The 18,735-nt window shown below is 55.0% G+C and carries 14 protein-coding genes; 8 read left to right on the forward strand and 6 right to left on the reverse strand.

Going from position 1 to position 18,735, the window contains the following annotated elements; all coding sequences use genetic code 11:
* Nucleotides 1-7 precede the first annotated feature (7 nt).
* The 3 genes from AC6T8Q_RS06915 to AC6T8Q_RS06925 are packed head-to-tail and all read right to left on the reverse strand — an operon-like array spanning nucleotide 8 to nucleotide 4,131.
* On the reverse strand, nucleotides 8-976 hold the full coding sequence (locus AC6T8Q_RS06915; RefSeq protein WP_500678374.1) for a CNNM domain-containing protein: 969 nt from the start codon (nucleotides 974-976) through the stop codon (nucleotides 8-10).
* Nucleotides 973-2,241 (reverse strand): hemolysin family protein, encoded by a 1,269-nt coding sequence (locus AC6T8Q_RS06920; RefSeq protein ID WP_500678375.1) that lies wholly within the window; start codon nucleotides 2,239-2,241, stop codon nucleotides 973-975. Before AC6T8Q_RS06920 ends, AC6T8Q_RS06915 begins: the two co-directional genes overlap by 4 nt.
* Before the next feature lie 18 nt (nucleotides 2,242-2,259).
* On the reverse strand, nucleotides 2,260-4,131 hold the full coding sequence (locus AC6T8Q_RS06925) for an ABC transporter permease subunit (RefSeq protein ID WP_500678376.1): 1,872 nt from the start codon (nucleotides 4,129-4,131) through the stop codon (nucleotides 2,260-2,262).
* A 291-nt stretch (nucleotides 4,132-4,422) separates the two neighbouring features.
* Here AC6T8Q_RS06925 and AC6T8Q_RS06930 point away from each other — a divergent pair, with 291 nt between their 5' ends.
* Entirely contained in the window at nucleotides 4,423-5,877 is a 1,455-nt protein-coding gene (locus AC6T8Q_RS06930; protein WP_500678377.1) for a tetratricopeptide repeat protein, read from the forward strand.
* A gap of 376 nt (nucleotides 5,878-6,253) precedes the next feature.
* Nucleotides 6,254-7,123 (forward strand): abortive infection family protein, encoded by an 870-nt coding sequence (locus AC6T8Q_RS06935; RefSeq protein WP_500678378.1) that lies wholly within the window; start codon nucleotides 6,254-6,256, stop codon nucleotides 7,121-7,123.
* A gap of 1,435 nt (nucleotides 7,124-8,558) precedes the next feature.
* Here AC6T8Q_RS06935 and AC6T8Q_RS06940 read toward each other — a convergent pair.
* Nucleotides 8,559-9,416, reverse strand: coding sequence for a hypothetical protein (locus AC6T8Q_RS06940; protein WP_500678379.1), 858 nt, complete (start codon nucleotides 9,414-9,416; stop codon nucleotides 8,559-8,561).
* Nucleotides 9,417-9,590: 174 nt separating this feature from the next.
* Between AC6T8Q_RS06940 and AC6T8Q_RS06945 the strand changes: the two genes are divergently transcribed.
* Nucleotides 9,591-10,421: a hypothetical protein gene (locus AC6T8Q_RS06945; protein ID WP_500678380.1), complete on the forward strand. Its 831-nt coding sequence runs from the start codon at nucleotides 9,591-9,593 to the stop codon at nucleotides 10,419-10,421.
* On the opposite strand, the gene AC6T8Q_RS06950 is transcribed toward AC6T8Q_RS06945, so the two are convergent.
* Together AC6T8Q_RS06950 and AC6T8Q_RS06955 are read right to left on the reverse strand one after the other, a co-directional pair.
* Entirely contained in the window at nucleotides 10,404-12,242 is a 1,839-nt protein-coding gene (locus AC6T8Q_RS06950) for a DEAD/DEAH box helicase (RefSeq protein ID WP_500678381.1), read from the reverse strand. The genes AC6T8Q_RS06945 and AC6T8Q_RS06950 overlap by 18 nt on opposite strands.
* The gene (locus tag AC6T8Q_RS06955) at nucleotides 12,220-12,777 is read right to left on the reverse strand and encodes a hypothetical protein (protein WP_500678382.1); all 558 of its coding nucleotides are present in this window, start codon (nucleotides 12,775-12,777) and stop codon (nucleotides 12,220-12,222) included. The genes AC6T8Q_RS06950 and AC6T8Q_RS06955 overlap by 23 nt, the downstream gene beginning before the upstream one ends.
* Nucleotides 12,778-13,193: 416 nt before the next feature.
* On the opposite strand from AC6T8Q_RS06955, the gene AC6T8Q_RS06960 reads away from it, so the two are divergent.
* From AC6T8Q_RS06960 to AC6T8Q_RS06980, 5 genes are all read left to right on the forward strand, one after another.
* The gene (locus tag AC6T8Q_RS06960; RefSeq protein WP_500678383.1) at nucleotides 13,194-13,664 is read left to right on the forward strand and encodes a hypothetical protein; all 471 of its coding nucleotides are present in this window, start codon (nucleotides 13,194-13,196) and stop codon (nucleotides 13,662-13,664) included.
* A 228-nt stretch (nucleotides 13,665-13,892) separates the two neighbouring features.
* Nucleotides 13,893-15,014, forward strand: a complete 1,122-nt coding sequence (locus AC6T8Q_RS06965; RefSeq protein ID WP_500678384.1) for a phenylacetate--CoA ligase family protein — start codon at nucleotides 13,893-13,895, stop codon at nucleotides 15,012-15,014.
* Between the two features lie 16 nt (nucleotides 15,015-15,030).
* Nucleotides 15,031-16,452 carry an aldehyde dehydrogenase family protein gene (locus AC6T8Q_RS06970; protein WP_500678385.1) on the forward strand — a complete coding sequence of 474 codons (1,422 nt, stop codon included), beginning with the start codon at nucleotides 15,031-15,033 and terminating at the stop codon, nucleotides 16,450-16,452.
* Between the two features lie 36 nt (nucleotides 16,453-16,488).
* The gene (locus AC6T8Q_RS06975) at nucleotides 16,489-17,634 is read left to right on the forward strand and encodes an iron-containing alcohol dehydrogenase (RefSeq protein WP_500678386.1); all 1,146 of its coding nucleotides are present in this window, start codon (nucleotides 16,489-16,491) and stop codon (nucleotides 17,632-17,634) included.
* Nucleotides 17,618-18,730, forward strand: a complete 1,113-nt coding sequence (locus AC6T8Q_RS06980; protein ID WP_500678387.1) for an outer membrane protein assembly factor BamB family protein — start codon at nucleotides 17,618-17,620, stop codon at nucleotides 18,728-18,730. The genes AC6T8Q_RS06975 and AC6T8Q_RS06980 overlap by 17 nt, the downstream gene beginning before the upstream one ends.
* The last annotated feature ends 5 nt before the right edge of the window (nucleotides 18,731-18,735 follow it).

Consider the following 18,735-nt stretch of genomic DNA (forward strand, 5'->3'; position numbering starts at 1 on the left):
CCTGCATCTAGCTCACTCGCAACAACGCCATCCGCAATTCACGTCCCGTCACAAAGCCCACGGTTTTGCCTTCCGCGTCGATGACTTGCCCCAACGCATCGTCGGCCTGTCCCAACAACCGCATCGCGGCCAGACAGGAAATGTTGTCCAGCAGGCGCACCAGCGGACGTGGTTCGGGCAGTCCCGGCGAATTGTCGAGATACAAGTCCATCATTCGCAAGTAACCGACTAACTGCCGTTTATTGTTGCGAGTCTCTTCCACGGGGAGTAAAGCGCGTTGATGCCGCTGGGCGAGTCTGAGGACGTCGCTTTTACTCATGGTCGTCGTGGCCCGCACGACTCGTCCCGATGGCGAAGCAAAGGTTTTCACCGGCATACCTGCCACAACGAGCATCGCCTGGGCGAGCGATTGTTGCGAGGGTTTCAAGATGCCCGCTTCGTGTCCTTCGGTGAGCAAATCGCCAAGCTCCCGGCGAGCTAGCCGCATGCTGAATTCTTGCGAAGGGCTGCGTGTAATAATTTGTGCCAAACGACTCAATAACCACAGCACAATCGTGACCGGCATGAACAGAATGATGCAGATGAAAAAAGGAATCGCAGAGCGTTTCAGTAAGCGGTTCGGCGCATCGTAAAACAAACCTTTGGGCAACAAATCGCTGAACAGGAACACAATCGGTGTGACAACGATCGTTTCCAAAATTTCCACCATCGCGCCCCCTTTCGGCGCGATCACGTGCGAAGCGAGCACCACGCTCGTCGACACGACGTAGTGCGACAAGTTGGTTCCCACGAGCGCGGTCGCCACGAAAATCGACGGTTGGCTCCCCAACCACAATAGTGTTTTGGAAATCCAATTGCCGTTGAGTGCTTCAACAGCTAATCGTACGCGGGTCATGCGGAAGAAGCCCGTCTCCGTGCCGCTGAAAAACGCGCTGAGCAGCACCCCGATCACTAATAACATTACCGCGAGGATCATGATTCGGCGTCCTCTGCGTCGGCGATGCGTTCCAGCTCGAGCATCAAGGGTTGCGTTTCGGTCGATTCCAGCACGCGAAAGCGAAACGGCGGCCAGTCGATCACATCACCCACTTCTGGCATGCGCTGTAACACTTCTTGCGCGATCCCCGCGACGGTCGTGCTTTTACTTTTGGGAAGTTCCAAATCAAACGTGCGGCTCAATCGCCGTAAGCTCGTCATGCCCGTGACGTGCCAACGATTCTTGCCGGCTTGCCGAATCGACGCCGTCGCGAGCAATCGTGCGCTGCGGCTCGATTCGTCCTCGAACACCGTTTGCAGCAGATCTTCAAGCGTCACGATGCCGATCGTTTCGCCAAACTCGTTAATGATCGCCGCAACTTCGCAATCCTCGGCATTCAAGTGATCGAACACTGTCGCCACCGACGCACTCCACGGCACATACACCACCGGCGTGGCGAAATGCTCCAAGTGATGCCGAGGAATTGTGGACAGCAATTTGAGCGGAATTGCCCCGACGATCTCATCGCTATCAGCTTCGGTGACAAGCAAGTATCCACTGCGCGGATATTCCCCTTCGAGATCTTCCAAATCCACGGGTGGCGCAAACGTGCGGTACTGGGTCCGTGGCCGCATCAATTCTTCGGCCGTCAAATCGGAAAGCTGCACGATGTTTTGCAGCACCATCCGTTCTTGTGCAGCCAACTCTTCATTGGGAGTGGATATCGTGATCGCCTGCTCGAGATCCGAAAGCTCCAGATAAGGTTCTTTCTGAAAATTGGGAAAGAACACCCGTCGCAACGCGCGATTCACTGCCGAAAAGATCGGCGCGATCGGTCCGAACAAGCGAATCGCACCCGTGAGTGGAACGCTCACCACGCTGGCCATGAATCGTGGTGCCAACACGCCCACGGTCTTCGGCGTCATTTCGCTGAACAAGATAATGCTGAACATGGCAACAAGGGCCACAATACCCGCTTCGGTTTGACGGTCAGTTTGCTGCAACTTGATACTCACAACCGAAGCGATCGTGAAATAGGTGATGTTGATGATGAGATTCCAAAACAGAATCGCCATCAACAATTGCTCGGGCTGATCCAACAATCCCACGGCCATCCGCTGCGGCCGCGAGCCAGTTTTCAATAGGCGGCGGTCTTCGGGCTGCAAAGAAAACAGCGCCGCTTCACTGCACGAAAAGAAAGCCGACGCGAAAGCCAGCACCACCATTGTCAAAAACGCAGGAGCGAAATCTTGCAACAGCAGCACGGCAAATCTCGCGAGGCGTTAATCTTGACTCGTAGTGCGGCCGGTCGCAACGTCGAACTCATAAACCGCCGGGACAAGCATCGCCGCGGTGGCAAACAAATACGTGACGAACGTCATGAGAAACGCTCCGCCGTAGCTCTGCTGGAAAAAATTGGTGATGACGATGTACGTCGCAAACGGCGTCACGCCCGAAGCCAACGCCAAGGCCCGCGACGGATTACGAATCCCCAAGGCATAGAACATCCCCGCCCCGCCGCAAACCATGAACGCGATGAAGGCCTGCAGTTGATGCGTGAACGAATTCTGAAACGCCATCATCATCCGCATGCATACCCCGATCCCCAGCAACAAGAATAGCACCGTGCTTAAGCTCACCCCCACCGCGGTTTGCGACACACCATAAGTCATGCCGCAGTGAATCCCCAACACCGCCGCGAAGATATTCATCACCAAAAACGAGATCACCAGGAACACCAGGTTTTCGGTCGTCAGGTAATCAGTCCACCACAACAACACACTCAGCGCGATGGGGAGCAGGATCATTTCCTTGGAGTTGTAGAACACGCCCCCCAGCTTGCCGTAGATAATCTCTTTCGGGCTCAAATCAGTGACGAGCAACAAATCGAGCGCCCGCAAATCGCGTTCGTTCGTCAGCGACGTCACCGCCAGCGCGTTTACCAAGATCAATCCGATCACCATCAACGGCACGAGCGGTTTGGCAAGCTCGGGCAGCATCGCGTTTTGCCGGCCGGCATCGCTTCCCAATTGCCCGATCAAGGCCGCGGCCGAGATCGCGAAGATCACCAAATACGCAGTCCGCACCACGACAATCTTCTTGCCGTAGGCCCAGGTGCAGATCTCTCGCCACAGGATCGGATTGTCCCAAACTTGTTTGGAACTCTTCGGTGACAGCGGGGTTGCCTCAGCGGCAAGCTTCTCGGCTTGCTCGTCGGTCATCCGTGGCTGGGCTTCCTGCGAAGGATTCCATACCCGCACATGGGCAATCGCCCACAGATTCAGCGCCACCGCCGCGGCGAGCGCCAACAGCATGAACAAATTGACGGCCCCGCCGCACCAGGCGAGCCTCGGCGTTACTTCTTGAATCGGTTGAATCGCCACGAGAATCGCCCGCAATGGCGACAACACCGTGGCCCACTGTTCGGCTGATATGCCAAGCCATCTGCTTCCCACTTGTCCGCTGGCGATTGTTTCCCCCGCGATCAACCACAGCACGAGCAGCAGCGCCGTAAGTGCCAGCGATTGAAACGTTCTTTCTCGCCACAGGGCGATCGTCGAACCCAAGCTCCCCGCCAAGATGGCCGACGCAAACGTCACCCCCACCACGCGAAAAATTTGTCCGTACGACACCCCTCCCAACAGCGCGAGCAACATCAACAGTGGCACCGCTGCCGCGATCAACACAAACACGCTCAAGCTGCTCGCCAGCCACTTGCCCAGCACGAGTTCGCTGTTGGTCATCCGCGTCAGCAGCAGCAAGTCGAGCGTTTTGCGATCTTTCTCTTGCGCGACCGCTGCCGTGGTTAAGAGCGCGGCAAACGCGATCGCCATGGCCAGTTGCAGCGGGGCCAACAACGCAAATACGGCCGACCCAAACCGGGCCAAGTCGCCCAGGCTGCGCACGTTCTGCGAGCCCAGCAAAATCAGCCATGCCGTGATCACCAATCCGAAGAGCGCGCCGACGTAAATCGCCCGCATCACATATTGCCGCCAGCCGCGGGGCGAGGTGGTAATTTCGCGCGTGAAGACCGGACCGATGAGCATCAGTTGAGATTCTAGAGATTCTGGGAGAAAGAAACGGGTGTCCGGAGCGATTAAGAAACCTTCACTATAGGCCCCCGCGCCGGGAGTGTCGACCAGAGATGGCCCCACAGCTTCGCCCGACTCGCGTATTTCACGGCTCTTGGCCTGCTTGCCGGTGTTTCGTGAACCTTCGCCCGCTAATCCGCGTAATCCCTACGGTCGGCCCATCATTTAATCGCGCTTCTCGCAAGGAATTCCTTGGTGGCTGGCTAGCCAACGTGAAATGTCTAAAATAAAACCAGTGGTTTGCGGGGAACTCCCGCGCTACCGCAATCTCTGATCCAATGCCCTGCCCTGGCTTTGCGCGATCGTTCGCGAAGCCTAGGCCGCGTGGGCAGACACTTTGAGGCCAATAAATCCATGAAGTTCCGTAATCGCACCTTTTCTTTTGTCAGCGGACTCGCGCTCGGTGGAGTGCTGTTCGCTCCGCTGACGAGCGTCCATGCCCAAGCCCCTGCGGCGCCACCTGCCGATCCCATCGCGGGCGCGGCTGATCCCGCCGCACCGACGACCGCCACGCAAGCGCCGGTCGACGTGCAAGGCAACATCCAAAAAATGAAGGAAGCGCTCATCGGCAATGCCGTTTCGCTTTCTAATCTCGACTACGCCGAAATCGACAAAGCCATTCAGCGCTTTGGCAACAACGACGGCGAAGGCGCGCTCGAGATTCTCAAGGAAGCCAAGAAAAAGTATCCCAAGCTGCCACCCGTTTACGTCATGCTCGCCAAGTTGCAAGTCATGGCCCAGAACACTCAAGGCGCGTTCAACTTGCTTGAACTGCAAGTTGCCGAAGAGCCCAACGATCCCGAAGCCTATCTGTTGCTCGCCGATCAAGCTTTCGCCGGCAATCGCACCGCCGAAGCCGAAGCCTTGTTCGAGAAAGCACAACCGCTTGTCGAAGCTTTCAAAGACAACGACAAGCGCAAGCGTGACATGGAAATTCGCGTCCTCGCCGGTAAAGCCGCCGTGCAAGAACGTCGCGGCAAGTGGGAGAACGCCATCGAGTTGCTCAAACAATGGGTCGCCACCGATCCCGACAACGCCATGTCGCACGCTCGTTTGGGTGTGACTTTGTTCCGTCTCGATAAGGCCAAGGAAGCCTTCGACGAATTCAGCAAAGCTCGCACGATTAACCCCGAGATGCCGCATCCCTATGCGTCGCTCGGCCAATTGTTCACGCAGAACAACGATCTCGACAACGCCCGCAAGTCGTTCGAACGGGCGTACAAAGAAGATGGCAAGGACCCCAACACGGTCCGCAGCTATGCCGAATGGTTGTTGCAACAAAACGAGCTCGACAAAGCTCAAGAGGTTGCCGCCGAATTGCGTAAGCTGACCCCCGACAATCCGAATGCGGTGCTGCTCGATGGCGTCGTGGCCTTGATGAAGGGCCAAAGCGACCGTGCCGAGGAAGCCTTCATGAAGGTGCTCAGCCTCGAACCAGGAAACGCACGGGCGAACGATCTGTTGGCCCTGCTGTTGATCGAAAGCCCCGACAAGGCCGATCACGATCGAGCCCTGCGATACGCGGACCTCAACGCCAAGCAGTACCCACAGAACTCGCAAGCCAACATCACTCGTGCCTATGTGTTGCACAAGCTCGGCCGTGACAACGAAATGCAAGAAGCGATCCAAGTCGCCGGCCGCGGCCAATTGCAAATCGACTCGGCTTACTTGATTGCGAAAATCATGACCGACCTCGGCCAGACCGACAAAGCCAAGGCCGCGCTCGAACAAGTGCTCGCCCAAAAGGGTGGGTTGTTCATCTTCCGCAAACAAGCCCAAGCCTTGCTCGACCAATTGAACAAGCCGTAAGCGAGTTTGCTGAATCGATAACAACTCGATCCATCAAGAAAAAATTTAGCCCCGGGTGATTGCGAGGCCCTGCCGAGCATACACCCGGGGCTTTTTCATGCGCGGAATTCAAGGCGAGCCTCCCGCGTAAGCGGGGGGAGTAATCAAAGCATTTTTCTCATAGTGGTGGCTTCCAGCCGCCATCGTCATTCCCGCGAAGGCGGGAATCCAGTCTTAGTCACGTGCGGGAGATGATCGTATTTATGGGTATATCGAACCCTTGAACCATATGCCCACTTCTGACTACCGGTGGCCGGTTTCGTACCGCTCTGTTGAGATAGTTACATTGAACCTGTTATCATGCTGGGTGTCCTGACCAAAAGGATCCGAGGTAAACATGGTAGCCAAATCGACATCAATTGCTGAATTAATCAGTAAGAAGACCCGCCGAGAGTTACAGGAATATTTTGTTGGGACCACTCTGCGCATTATTGAACAAGCGTTTGAAGACGCAGGTATAGAGTGTGACTATAGTTGTCAGCCATCCGATAGCGGTCAGCGACGTTGTCTTGTTCAGCAATACTATGCGACAATAAATTTTGCTAACTACGATGACATTCGTAAGTTTCTGAATGTTTACGCACATGCGCTCTTTGATTTAGAACAGAACTTTGACAATGGTTATTACGGAGAAGACGCCAAAAAAACACACCGTACTTTAATAGCGTGCCTTCAGATCGACGGCTATGAATATAAAGAAGGCAAAATTGTTCCCATAGGGTCGCTCACTGCAGCTGCATCGCTTAAGGCGAATGCGATAGCAATCGACTCGCCTTATATGTTGCAACAGATTGAACGTATCGAGAATCAAGTTGATACTGATCCAAGACTAGCAATTGGAACAGCTAAAGAATTGGTTGAGACCGTTTGCAAGACGATACTTTCTGATCGAGGAGTTGAGTTCGATCCTAAGTCAGAACTAATGGATCTAGTAAAACAGACGCGGGCAGAGTTGAAACTAGTTCCAGCTAATGTTCCCGAATCTGCCAGGGCAGCTGATACTATCCGAAAGTTGCTGAGTAATTTAGCGACGATCACGCAAAGTCTTGCAGAACTTCGTAATTCCTACGGTACTGGACATGGTCATGATGGCCGTCACAAGGGCCTGTCGCCTCGTCATGCCCGATTGGCTGCAGGAGCTGCATGCGTTCTTGCTAAGTTCTTGTTCGAGACACATCAACATTTAGATGGCTCGGAATCAGAATAAGTCTTAACAAGAAGTTGAGTAATACTCGCTGGAAGCTTCTTGTGATGCTCGACTACTTCTGGGAATTCATAGTCTGCGCCGCGTCGAAGAACCCCACGCTAGCGCGTTTGGGCTCATGGGGGTGTTTTCCTTGTCAACAATTCTTTTTGTGCCACTTCGTGTTTTCGTGGCTGGTTCGTTGCGAGTTGCGAGTTGCGAGAACGCATGCGCAACGAGTTGCGGGCGAAATGTCGATGTTAACTGATCTTAAGAAACAAAAATCCCGAAGGGATGAAAGCCAATAGCCAGGGGTTGAGGAGCCTTAGCGACGACACCCCTGGTATGTGATTTTAAAATGATTCGTCGTTCGAGGTGTTCGCATTGAATACCGACGGCGGATGGTCGAGAACGTACAGCCCGCGCCCGTTTCGGTTCTCCGCGACGATACTGCGATGCGATTCGGCCTCGGCCACGTGCGTTCAGTACTCTGCACTTTCTGCTCGGCCGATGAAATATTTTTCTCTAGGTCCAGGGGTATCAGCAAGATTCGTGGAACTCATCTTGCCTCAACGCCCTGGCTATTGGCTGCCATGCCTTCGGCATTAAGATCATCACGCCATTTCATGTCAGCGTCTATCAGCGGTTCAAATTTTCCTCCGTGGTCTCTGTGTCCTCTGTGGTTTAATATCTTCCCCCCGGCCAAAAATCGTTGTGGCGAGGCGCTTGGCAATCGCGATAATGGGGTTCGCCCTTTGTTAGGCATGCTCTTTGAAAACAGAAACCGCCGACCGTCCTTTTGGAACGTGCTCGTCGCACGTTTGGATCTAAATTCGACGCATTTTGGAACGTGCGAATGTCGCAAGGACTTGAACTCTCACCACTTGCGACATCGCCCTGTGACAAAACCCAGGAGTTTCGTCACCGAAGTTGGGACCCCAGCGCACGCGCGAAAAATCAGCTTGGCGAGTTTTTAGAGGCCGCAAACCAAGCAAAGCTCGCCAACCTGGCAAAGCTGAAGGAAGAGGCGAGAGGCCAGAGGTCGGAGATCAGAGGCCGGAGGTCAGTAGTATTCCTTCCCTGACCTCTGACCTCTCACAAACAAAAAAAGGTCAGGGCAAGCCGATCCGTCGTCTTGCACTGACCTCTATCCTGAAGCAAAACACGTCGCCGTGTCTCGCCCTCCCGTTATCGTTATACAGGAAGTATCGGCCACGACCGGCGGTGAGCTATAGCCGAATTATCTCGGTGGTAGCTTGTTGGTAAGAAGTTCGGATTGGCGAAGAGTTGCCACCGAAACCGTATGAGAACAGGACGGCGAACGCCAAAAAAATCGGGCGGGCTCTCCAACACAGAGAGCCCGCCCACAAATCACCGGCTCCCACCGCGAACCATACTCCCCAGTAGGTTCGCGGCGAGGAAACCGGCTCAGACTACCCGCCAAAGCGGGCTTTGGACGTTAATGATTGTTGGCCGGCAAGGTCCCTTGTGGAATCATGTCGTTGCCCGAGGGGATGTATTCGGGAGCGGCGGGATTGCCGTCGATCGGCGTTTGCGGATCGATTTGGGCCTTGGGCAGGATGTGTTGTAAAGGATTCTCGAGCACGGTGGGTCCGGCCTGGGGCTGAACCTGACCGGGCAGCAAAGGCATGCCGGCACCAAGTTGCAAGCTACTCAACAGCGGATCGCCGGAAAGCGAAATCGCGCCGAGGACTTGATACTCACTGGATTCGATGTTGGGGAGGTATTCGCAATTGCGGTCGTGGCATTGGCCATCGTAGCAACCGTCGGTCGGGGCCATCGCGACGTGGTAGTTCATCACATCGCCTTGGCACATTCCATTGCCGCACATGCCCCCCTGGCAACCGCCGCAGACACCTTGGCGGCAGCAATAGGGACGAGCACAGAACATGACGGCGAGGCAACCGGGTGGGCAACCCTGTTCGCACAAGCAAGGTCCGCAGCCAGCGCGGTACGGGCCGTTGTAAGCAACGGGGCAGCAACCGCACTTGCGGGCGTACACATGATTCCGCCAACAATAATGAAAACAGCCATAGGGGCTGCAATAACCGGGATAGTGGGCATGGCAGCGGCGGCAAGCAGGTGACGACGTGCAATCCCGTTTGCAGGGGCTATAAAGTCCGTAGCGGCAGGTGCTGCAATAGCGAGGGACGAAGTAATCGCTATTGGCGTTCCAAGTGCAACCGCCCTCGGGCGTGGGAACAACCGAGCCGTAAGTTTGCCAAAACAACCGGGCGTCGGCTTGGGCCGCAAAGCAGCCAAGAAGCAACAGACTCAAAAATGCTGGGGAGCGCATTGTATGAACCGGTGGGTTGTGTAGGTTTGGGGAGGCGTTGACAATGACGAACAATGTCTCGCTGCCGAATCATGGGTCAGAACAGCGTGTTGAGCAAACGCCACAGGTCAGGTTTTACCATCACTAAACTTTTCGATGCCGACACAACCGGATTAAGCTGATAAGTCCTCCAAAATGTTGTCAATTTTAACGGTTGAATCGAATGTCGTTGCCGGCGTGTTGGCGTTGGTGGTATGTGGAATCGCTGGTTACGGCTGGCGGAAATGGCGCGGAACGACGCTCGCCGCGCCGTGCATTTGGGTGGCGATTTCAGCCGCCTGTTTAGGTCTGCTGGCTTGTGCGGAAATGCGTGGCGAGGAATCGCTGCGGATGTCGGTGGCCCGGTTTGTCGCCGCGGCCAGCACGCTCACGCCGGTGATTGCGGTGTTGGGTGCTAAGCGACCGCAGGATCGTGGCTGGCAGTGGATCGTGCTGTCGCTGTGGGTGATCGTTTCCTGGCCGGCGCTTCAGGCACTGGCGAATCCCGCGGGACCACGGGTGGAGTTTTTCACACCCTGGAAGCTGTTTTTGCTGGGATTGGTGGCCATGGGGCCGTTGAATTACTTGGCCACGCGCCATTGGTTTGCATCGCTGTTGGTCGCCGGCGGGCAGTTGGTTTTGTTGGGCGAGTATTTGGACTTCGGTCAACATGCTAACTGGCAACTGCCAGTTGCTGTCGGATGTTTTTTGTTGGCTGTGATATGGGTAGTCATTCGCAAACCAGCGAACGCTGAAGTTACCGAGTTGCCAGAGCAGAACGCTCGTTGGCTAGAGTTTCGCGATGCGTTCGGCGCGTTCTGGGGATTGCGAATCCTGCAGCGTGTGAACGAAACCGCAGGACTGCGAAACTGGCCGTTGCGTTTGGCATGGTCAGGATTTGAGAAGATCAACGAGGAAGAGATGACGGAAGTTCAGCAGGGAGAGATCGAACAGTCGCTCGATACGCTGCTACGCCGCTTCCTCTAGGTTGTCCGAGCCGGGGAAGCGCAAGTTGAACAGGCCAAAGATTTCCTTGCGCGAAAGTCCGAGCTTCGCTGTCGGCACACCGTCGAACACGGCGTTGAAGAGCTCACGCTTTTCTTCGAGCACACGGTTGATGCGTTCTTCAATCGTGCCAGTCGCAAGAAAGCGGGTGACCGTCACGGGTCCGGTGGCACCAATGCGATGCGCGCGATTGATGGCCTGATCTTCGACCGCAGGATTCCACCAGCGGTCGAACAGGAACACATAGCCCGCGAATTGAAGATTGAGCCCGACGCTCCCCGCGCCGTAACTCATCAGCATGATGTGCTTCGTAGGGTCGTCGCGGAACGTGTTGATAACGGCGTCACGCTTATTTGAGGGAACACGTCCATGATATTCCACGGGGCCAAAATGTTTGAGCCGTTCGCGGAGTTGGTCGATGGTGCTGACCCATTGGCTAAAGATAATCGCTTTGCGACCACTGGCGACGCACTCTTCGAGATCAACGGCAAGGCGATCGAATTTGGCACTCGCACCCGTGGCCGGATCGAAGTTGCAGATTTGCTTGAGTCGGATCACCAGCTCAAACACATGTTGAATCGTGAGCGATTCCCGCAATTCCGTAAGATGAATGATTCCTTCTTTTTCTGCCATCTCGTAGGCGATTTGCTGGTCGGCGGTCAACTCGATTTCGGCATCGCGAAACATCTTGGGGGGAAGGTCGGTAAGCACCTGATCTTTCGTGCGACGGATAACGTAATCGCTCACCGATTTGCGGATGTTGGCAATTTTCATCTGTGGCTGTAGGCAGCCGGGCGAGACGAATTCAAAAATACCGAGCAAATCGTCGGCACTATTTTCGATCGGCGTGCCGGTGAGTGCCCAGCTGCGTCGGCGGGGAATCGAGCAGACTACTTCATTGGTAGTGCTGGCGCGGTTCTTAATCCGCTGCGATTCGTCGATCACTGCGAGATCAAAGGGTTCATCCGCGGGAGGCAAATGTTCGCGGTCGCGCACAAGTGTTTCGTAATTGGCAAGCAGTACACCCTCTTTGACATTCTGCCACAGCCACTCGCGGCGGGATTGTTTGCCTTCGATCACGGTGAGTGGAAGCTCCGGTGCCCACAACGCAAATTCTCGTTGCCAATTCGTGACAAGCGGTTTGGGACACACTAGAACGGCGCGTCGCACGTGACCTTGCTGGAACAAGAGTCGCATAGTCACGATAGTTTGCATCGTCTTGCCGAGGCCCATTTCGTCGGCGAGGACCGCTTCGTGACGCGGGTAGAGGAACGCCACGCCGTCGAATTGGTATTTGAAGGGACGAAACGGAAAATCAAGAGTTTCGCTGGCAAAGATTTGTTCTAGAGGCGGCTGTAATAAATAGTACAGCCGGTCTTCGAGCTTTACGACATCGCGAGGTGGGCGAACGCGGGTGCAAGTCGTGGGTTGAAACAACGGGCCGATGGGCTGCGAGGCAGGACTGATCGATTGAACAAGAGGAAGCACGTCTTGCTGTTCAGGCTTGACGATGACCTCTAGCTTCTTCGATTTAGGTTGGTCCTTGGCTAAGGCCGCACTCCCCGGGGGAAAGAGTACGCTCACGATCTTGAGTTTGGGGAACGCAATCGGGACCGAGATCGCGGCCAGCTCTTCAAGCGCGCAATCTAAGGCGACGCATTCAGGAGCTTGTATTACGAATGGATTTTTCACCAGCTCGTTTGTAGAGACTGATGACAAGCGCAGGGCTTCGCCGGAAAGTGTATGAATGACCGGCCGTTTATGCGCATCGCCTTGCGGTTCAAGCGGCATCGGCAAGGTCATGGCGTTCATCCGTGCTGTTATCGGTTACGCGCTGGGCTTCGCGTATGGCTTCTCGAATCCGTTCGAAAGGCTCGGCAAGATCGACGTGCGATGCCAGGTTGTGCAACTTTTCCTGCTGCTCGGTTGGTTGCCAAATACACGTGGCTGATCCAAACAAGCGATAGTTGCCAAGCATAAATTTTGGAATCGCCGTGTTCTCTAGGTCTTCATCGGCACGATCGGCAGATTCGACACACATTATGATTTCATCGCGGACCAATGTGAGACCAAGCATCTCGCGTTGATCGGTGAGGACCGCTTGCACTGGTAGCTGGCTTTTGGTCAGCAAAGTTTGCCCAATCAGATCGCCCAGCACATAGGCCCCTAAGGTTTTGCCGTACAAAATTCGCTGAGCCTGGTTAGGCATAACGGGTGTACTGCAATGAAATTCCAAGGGACGGCCTAATTCAGAGAGTACGAGGTACCCCCCGAAGAAGCCGTGTTGGGAGTCTTCCAGGGCTGTGAGAAAGCCAATGGCGGGCAACGATTTAGACACTTTGGTGACCAGCTAGGAGGAAAATCGCAAGGAGGCAATCAAGCTGCATGCCAACTAGCCGTTAAGGCTGATTCGCGTTTCCCTCATCGGGACCAACGGGGGCCCAACTTTAGCCCACGCTTCATGAGGGAATTAGTTGCCAATCGCTAGAAATTCTCTCAAGTTCCATTAGAATAGGTCCTATAGCCCGGGCAGCGGCTGGCGATCAAGTGGGGTCGCCTCAAGTCCTCCTGGGCGAGTGGTGCTTTCATGGGCGCATTCTCCGTTGCAGCAATAGTTTCTTACTATTAGCAACGGCTGAACACCACAGGAAACTTTCATTCAGAGGATATTCGCAAGGGCAACGCTCGCCGTGGCGGGCAACTAATCTGCGAGGGATGCCATTCGCGCATCCAGAGAAAGGAAACGATTTTTCGATGTCTCAAAGTCATTCTATTCCCGCGATGTTCACCCAGGTGGACGTAAGCGCTGGGAGTTCGAGTCGTACTTCGTCGACCGGTGCCGTTGAACATGCTGAGCTATTGCGGGAAGTTTTAGCGGCTCAGGATCGCACCAACGAAATTCTGGAAGAGTTGGTCTGCGTGATGGGAACGCAGCAAAAGCAGCGTGCTCAGGAATTGCACCAATGGCGGAATGCCAATCCCCGACTTGCGGAAGCCTGCCGCAATGCTGCCGAAGCTCTTAGCCGCGTTCAAGTGGAATACTTGGAACGCATGACCGACGAGATCAACGATACCGCTGATGAACTTGCCGACGGCGAGTTTATGCTCAATGAGTTCGTTGATCGGTTTGGCCCTCGGCTCGCTCATCTTAACGGCGTGATTCAAGTGCTTGCGCAATTGAGCAGTTCCCCTGCTCCGGCCAATCAAGCCGATGACCTGGCGTAGTTGACCACACAATTGTTATTGCGGGAAAACCCCGTGCTTACGCGAAGTCGCAGGACTCGTCGAGTTGGCCTGCCCGTTGCCATGCGCCGGTAGGTCGGATATGGTTATAGGTGCGTTTGGCAACGCGCCTTTTCCAATGAGCAGGAACATGCATGGACCTGAACGGTTGTGGCCATGAGCTTGCTTTGCGGAGGGCTTCCCCCTGCTCCACCTGCCTTCTCTCGCCTCATGACTACGCCTATCGCAGTTTCGGCTGAATCGTTTGCCTCGGCTCGTGAGAAACTTGATGCCCACACCGTGGAAATGGTGGCTTGGCATTTTCACGACTCAACGGGCTGTCCTTTTTGGTTGGAAAAGAAATCCCAGTTGAAATTCGATCCCCTCAAAGACATCAAATGCTTCGAGGATCTCAAGAAGTTTGATTCCTTTGAAGACGAATGGCTGCGTGGCGGGCCGGTACGGCGTTGGGTTCCGAAAGGTCTGGCCGATAAGCCGGTGTATGTCTTTGAAACGGGCGGAACAACGGGCATCCCCAAGAGTCGCATTGCGATCGACGATTTCCGCACCGACTATTCATTGTTCAGTGAAACTCTGCCCGACAAATATTTTCCTGAGGGTAGTAACTGGCTCATGTTGGGGCCGTCGGGGCCGCGACGCTTGCGGCTCGCGGTTGAACATTTGGCCCAGCATCGCGGTGGGATTTGCTTCTGCATCGATCTCGATCCTCGTTGGGTGATCAAGCTCATCAAAAAAGGCTGGATGGAGCATCTCGAAGCTTATAAAAAGCATTGCATCGAGCAAGCGATCACGATTCTTTCCGCAGGACATGACGTGAAGTGCATGTTTGGGACGCCAAAGCTGATCGAAGCTTTGTGCCTAGAACTTGAAGATCGTGGCAAAACACTTGCCGACATGGGAATCACGGGTATCTTTTCCGGCGGCACGGAGTTCACCCCACAATGGACCAAATTTTGTGTTGAAGAACTCTTCGGTGGTCCACCCGAGGTGAGCGGAATCTACATGACGCCCACTTACGGCAACACATTGATGGGTCTGGCCTGCAGCGAATTGGTGACCAAAGAGAACGGCTACAAAATCACGTACCACGCCCCACAACCCCGCGCTGTGATTGAGGTCGTTGATTTTGACGAAACCGATCGCATTGTGGGATACGGCGAAACCGGCCGCGTGAAATTAACGACGCTCACGAAAGAATTCTTCGTTCCGGGATTTCTGGAACGCGATGAAGGCGAGCGCGAACCTGCCTGCGTACAGTATCCCTGGGATGGCGTGAGCGGTGTGCGGCCTTTCCATCGTTTGGCGGAAAGCACGACCGTAGGCGTTTATTGAGAGATTGAACGAATCAATGATTACTCTGCCAGCTATCCGATGGGGCCAGCCGTATGAGTCGCTTGAGATCGAAGAAATCAAGCATTTTCTGACGGGTGAAACCGTGGCCAAGGTCAACACGGTTGGTTCGGGAATCATTCGCCGTGATGCGAAACAAGCGCACAAAGCGCGTGAGGCATTACGGGCCTTATCGCCTGCGGAGTTAATCCAGCGCTGTCAACGAGCTGGTGAACTTTTTGAAACGGGCACTCTGGGCGTGGGAGATGCTCAGCAAACTCCTGCTGACTTTGTGGCCCAAACTTCGGCGACCACGGGAATGCCGATCGCGATGGTGCAAGGGAACGTCACCAAGAACGCTTTCGTGCTAAAGAACATCGATAAGATCTTGGCCGCTCTCACGCGCGGGTTAGATCTAGATATTCTGGCACGCGGCTATGGCGATGAAGGCCGGGGAGTGATTGTCAGCTACCAAGCGCAAACCGATGCTTTGGGTGCCGTCCTGCCCTCGAATTCTCCGGGCGTTCATACACTCTGGCTGCCGGTGATCGCACTCCAGATTGGGCTCGCTTTGAAGCCTGGTTCGCAAGAACCTTGGACACCTTATCGCGTAGCAGCAGCCATGACTGCTGCGGGCATTCCGGCCGAAGCGATTTCGATATATCCCGGCCCTGGTGGAGAACTTGGCGGCGCACTGCTCGCGAGTTGCCGACGGAGCATGATCTTTGGCGGGCCACAAACGATCGAACAATATGCCGGCAATCCTCAGGTTCAGGTTCACGGACCTGGTTATAGTAAGATTATGCTGGGCGATGACGTGGTAGATGATTGGCCGCGGTACATCGATATGATGGCTGACAGTGTCTATCGAAATGGCGGGCGAAGTTGCATTAATTGTTCGAGCATCTATGCTTCGCGCCACACGAAGGAAATTGCTGATGCCCTGGCCGAGAAGTTAGGGCCCATCGACGTGCTCCCGCCTGATGATCCGTCGGCAGGATTGGCTGCGTTCACAACGCCAAATGTCGCGCCGGCCGTTTGGAAATCGTTAGAGAAATTTATTGAGAATGGATCCGCTCGGCACGCTACGGCGAGCTACGGTCCACGCCTCGTGCAGCGTGAGACCTGCGATTATCTGCGGCCCACGGTGCTGGAGTGTGAAAGTCCCGAGTCGCCTGCCGTGAATGTCGAGTATATGTTTCCCATGGTGAGCGTCGTACGCTGCCCGCAAAACGAGATGCTCGCCGCGATTGGGCCCACCTTAGTGGGCACCGCGATTACAAATGATGCATCGTTCCGCAACGATTTGATCGCGGCCACGCATATCGACCGCTTGAATCTTGGGCCAATTCCTACACCCCAAGTGGATTGGCTCCAACCCCACGAAGGTAATCTCATTGAATTTTTGTATCGCAATCGAGCGCTGCAAGTATCGCAGTGAGAGTGTCTCCCACCCTGATTACGCATGAATGGACTTATGACCCCAGCCCAATTTGAATCGGCGACGCGGGTTGAGTTTGGCGCTGGTAAAGTGGCAACGCTCGGCGAGTTCGCGCGCGAGTTGGGAACGCTACGGGTCTTTGTTGTGAGTGATCCCGGTGTGATCGCCGCCGGCCATACGGGGCGTGGTATCGATAGTCTGACTGATGCTAATCTTGAGTTTCGCTTGTTCGATGGCGTGCAAGAGAATCCCACGACCGATAACGTCGAAGCGGGACTGGCGATAGCCAGAGAATTTCAGCCGGATTTGATCGTCGGCTTCGGTGGTGGCAGTTCGATGGATTGCGCGAAGGGAATCAATTTCCTTTTTTCCTGCGGCGGACGGATGCAAGATTATTGGGGGATCGGCAAGGCCACGGGGCCGTTGCTGCCCATGATTGCCGTGCCAACCACTGCGGGTACGGGAAGTGAAACACAATCGTTCGCGTTGATCTCGGATGCTGAAACCCATGTCAAGATGGCTTGTGGAGATAAGCGGGCCGCCTTCCGAGTGGCGATTCTCGACCCTGAGTTAACAGTGACCCAACCGCCCCGCGTGGCGGCGCTGGCCGGTTTCGATGCCTTGTCGCATGCGGTGGAGACTTATGTCACGAAGAAACGAAACGAAGTTTCTTGTGACTACAGTCAAAAGGCCTGGCAAGCGTTGGCACCAAATTATCTGCGCGTGCTCACTGAGCCCAACGATTTACAAGCACGGGGGCAGATGCAACTGGGGGCCTGCTTGGCGGGAGCTGCCATTGAGAATTCGATGCTTGGTGCGGCGCACGCACTCGCGAATCCGTTGACGGCCACTTACGGCATTGCCCACGGTGAAGCGGTCGCTCTGATGTTACCACACGTGGTACGATTCAATGGTCAAGAATGCGATGCGTGGTATCGGGAACTGCTTGCCACGACTGACAACGAACCAAATTGTCCGCATGGTGGCGCCGAGGAACTCGCGGGGTTCCTGAGGAATGTCGCCACAGAGGCGGGCTTGCCTGATAAACTAGAAGCATGTGGCGTCGAACGGGGGCGACTTTCTTATTTGGCTGAAGCCGCCTCTTGTCAGTGGACCGCGACTTTTAACCCAATTCTCGTGGATCGCAACGAGTTGTTGAAACTCTATGAAGCAGCGTACTGAATTCGCGGTAGTTCTGATCGTGCTGAGCCTGTGCAGCCACCTTGCTCACGGTGCGGATTGGCCTTTCTGCCGTGGTGATGCTTTAGCGACCGCCGCGGTGAAAGAGGATTTGCCTGCCGAACTCGAAGTCGTTTGGAAGCAGACCCTTCCCGACACCGGCTTTGAATCAACCGCCGTGATCGCCGATGGGATTATCTATCTGGGCGACGTCGATGGCGGTTTCTACGCCTATCGCTTGAGCGACGGCAGCGAAGTGTGGCAGCAGAAATTTGAAGACAGCGGGTTTCTCGCCGGCGCGGCATTTCATGATGGCCGGCTCTATGTCGGAGATTTCAATGGCATTGTTCGCGCGCTCGACGCCAAAGATGGTAAGGAGCTTTGGCAATACGAAGCGAAGGGTGAAGCTTATGCAGGCCCCAATGTCGTCGATGGGCGTGTGCTGGTGACCACCGAAGCGGGAGAATTGATCTCGTTGGATGCTGAAACAGGCAAAGAACAATGGCATTTTCAAATCGAGGCGCCGTTGCGTTGTTGGCCGACGGTCGTTGATGGTCGAGTGTTGCTGGCCGGCTGTGATGAACGCGTTCATGCAGTCGATGTGGCAACGGGTAAGGAAGTCGACGGAGTCGATATCGATGGCCCCACGGGTGCGACTCCGGCGATGTTCAATGGCCATGCTTTGTTTGGCACGGAGCAAGGCAGCTTTTATTCGATCAACAGTAAGGATATGAAGATCGCTTGGCGGTATTTGGATGACGAGAATATTGATCCAATTCACAGTGCCGCTGCTGTTGATTCGCGAGTAGCTGTCTACGGCACTCAGGGGAAACTCGCGTATGCTCTCAAGCCTACGAGTGGTGACGTGGCGTGGACGTTTCCTGTACGAAGCCATGTGGAAAGTTCGCCGGTGATCGCAGGAGATTCGGCATTTTTAGCCACCAAGCGCGGCATGATTCATCGCGTTGATGTGAATACGGGCGAGGAACTGTGGAATTACGAGGCGGGGGGCGATTTTCAAGCTTCATTCGCAATTGCCGACGGCAAACTCGTGATTGGCAATACCGACGGCACCTTGTATTGCTTCGGCAAAAAATAGAACGG

The sequence above is a fragment of the Bythopirellula sp. genome (assembly GCF_041737835.1).
Classification (GTDB): Bacteria; Planctomycetota; Planctomycetia; order Pirellulales; family Lacipirellulaceae; genus Bythopirellula.

Bases quoted from the DNA above. Each gene is read 5' to 3' on its own strand.
- AC6T8Q_RS06940 (WP_500678379.1), bottom strand. From the start codon at position 9,416: ATGCGCTCCCCAGCATTTTTGAGTCTGTTGCTTCTTGGCTGCTTTGCG.
- AC6T8Q_RS06915 (WP_500678374.1), bottom strand. From the start codon at position 976: ATGATCCTCGCGGTAATGTTATTAGTGATCGGGGTGCTGCTCAGCGCG.
- AC6T8Q_RS06965 (WP_500678384.1), top strand. From the start codon at position 13,893: ATGACTACGCCTATCGCAGTTTCGGCTGAATCGTTTGCCTCGGCTCGT.
- AC6T8Q_RS06935 (WP_500678378.1), top strand. From the start codon at position 6,254: ATGGTAGCCAAATCGACATCAATTGCTGAATTAATCAGTAAGAAGACC.
- AC6T8Q_RS06960 (WP_500678383.1), top strand. From the start codon at position 13,194: ATGTCTCAAAGTCATTCTATTCCCGCGATGTTCACCCAGGTGGACGTA.
- AC6T8Q_RS06945 (WP_500678380.1), top strand. From the start codon at position 9,591: ATGTTGTCAATTTTAACGGTTGAATCGAATGTCGTTGCCGGCGTGTTG.
- AC6T8Q_RS06970 (WP_500678385.1), top strand. From the start codon at position 15,031: ATGATTACTCTGCCAGCTATCCGATGGGGCCAGCCGTATGAGTCGCTT.
- AC6T8Q_RS06930 (WP_500678377.1), top strand. From the start codon at position 4,423: ATGAAGTTCCGTAATCGCACCTTTTCTTTTGTCAGCGGACTCGCGCTC.
- AC6T8Q_RS06980 (WP_500678387.1), top strand. From the start codon at position 17,618: ATGAAGCAGCGTACTGAATTCGCGGTAGTTCTGATCGTGCTGAGCCTG.
- AC6T8Q_RS06950 (WP_500678381.1), bottom strand. From the start codon at position 12,242: ATGACCTTGCCGATGCCGCTTGAACCGCAAGGCGATGCGCATAAACGG.
- AC6T8Q_RS06975 (WP_500678386.1), top strand. From the start codon at position 16,489: ATGACCCCAGCCCAATTTGAATCGGCGACGCGGGTTGAGTTTGGCGCT.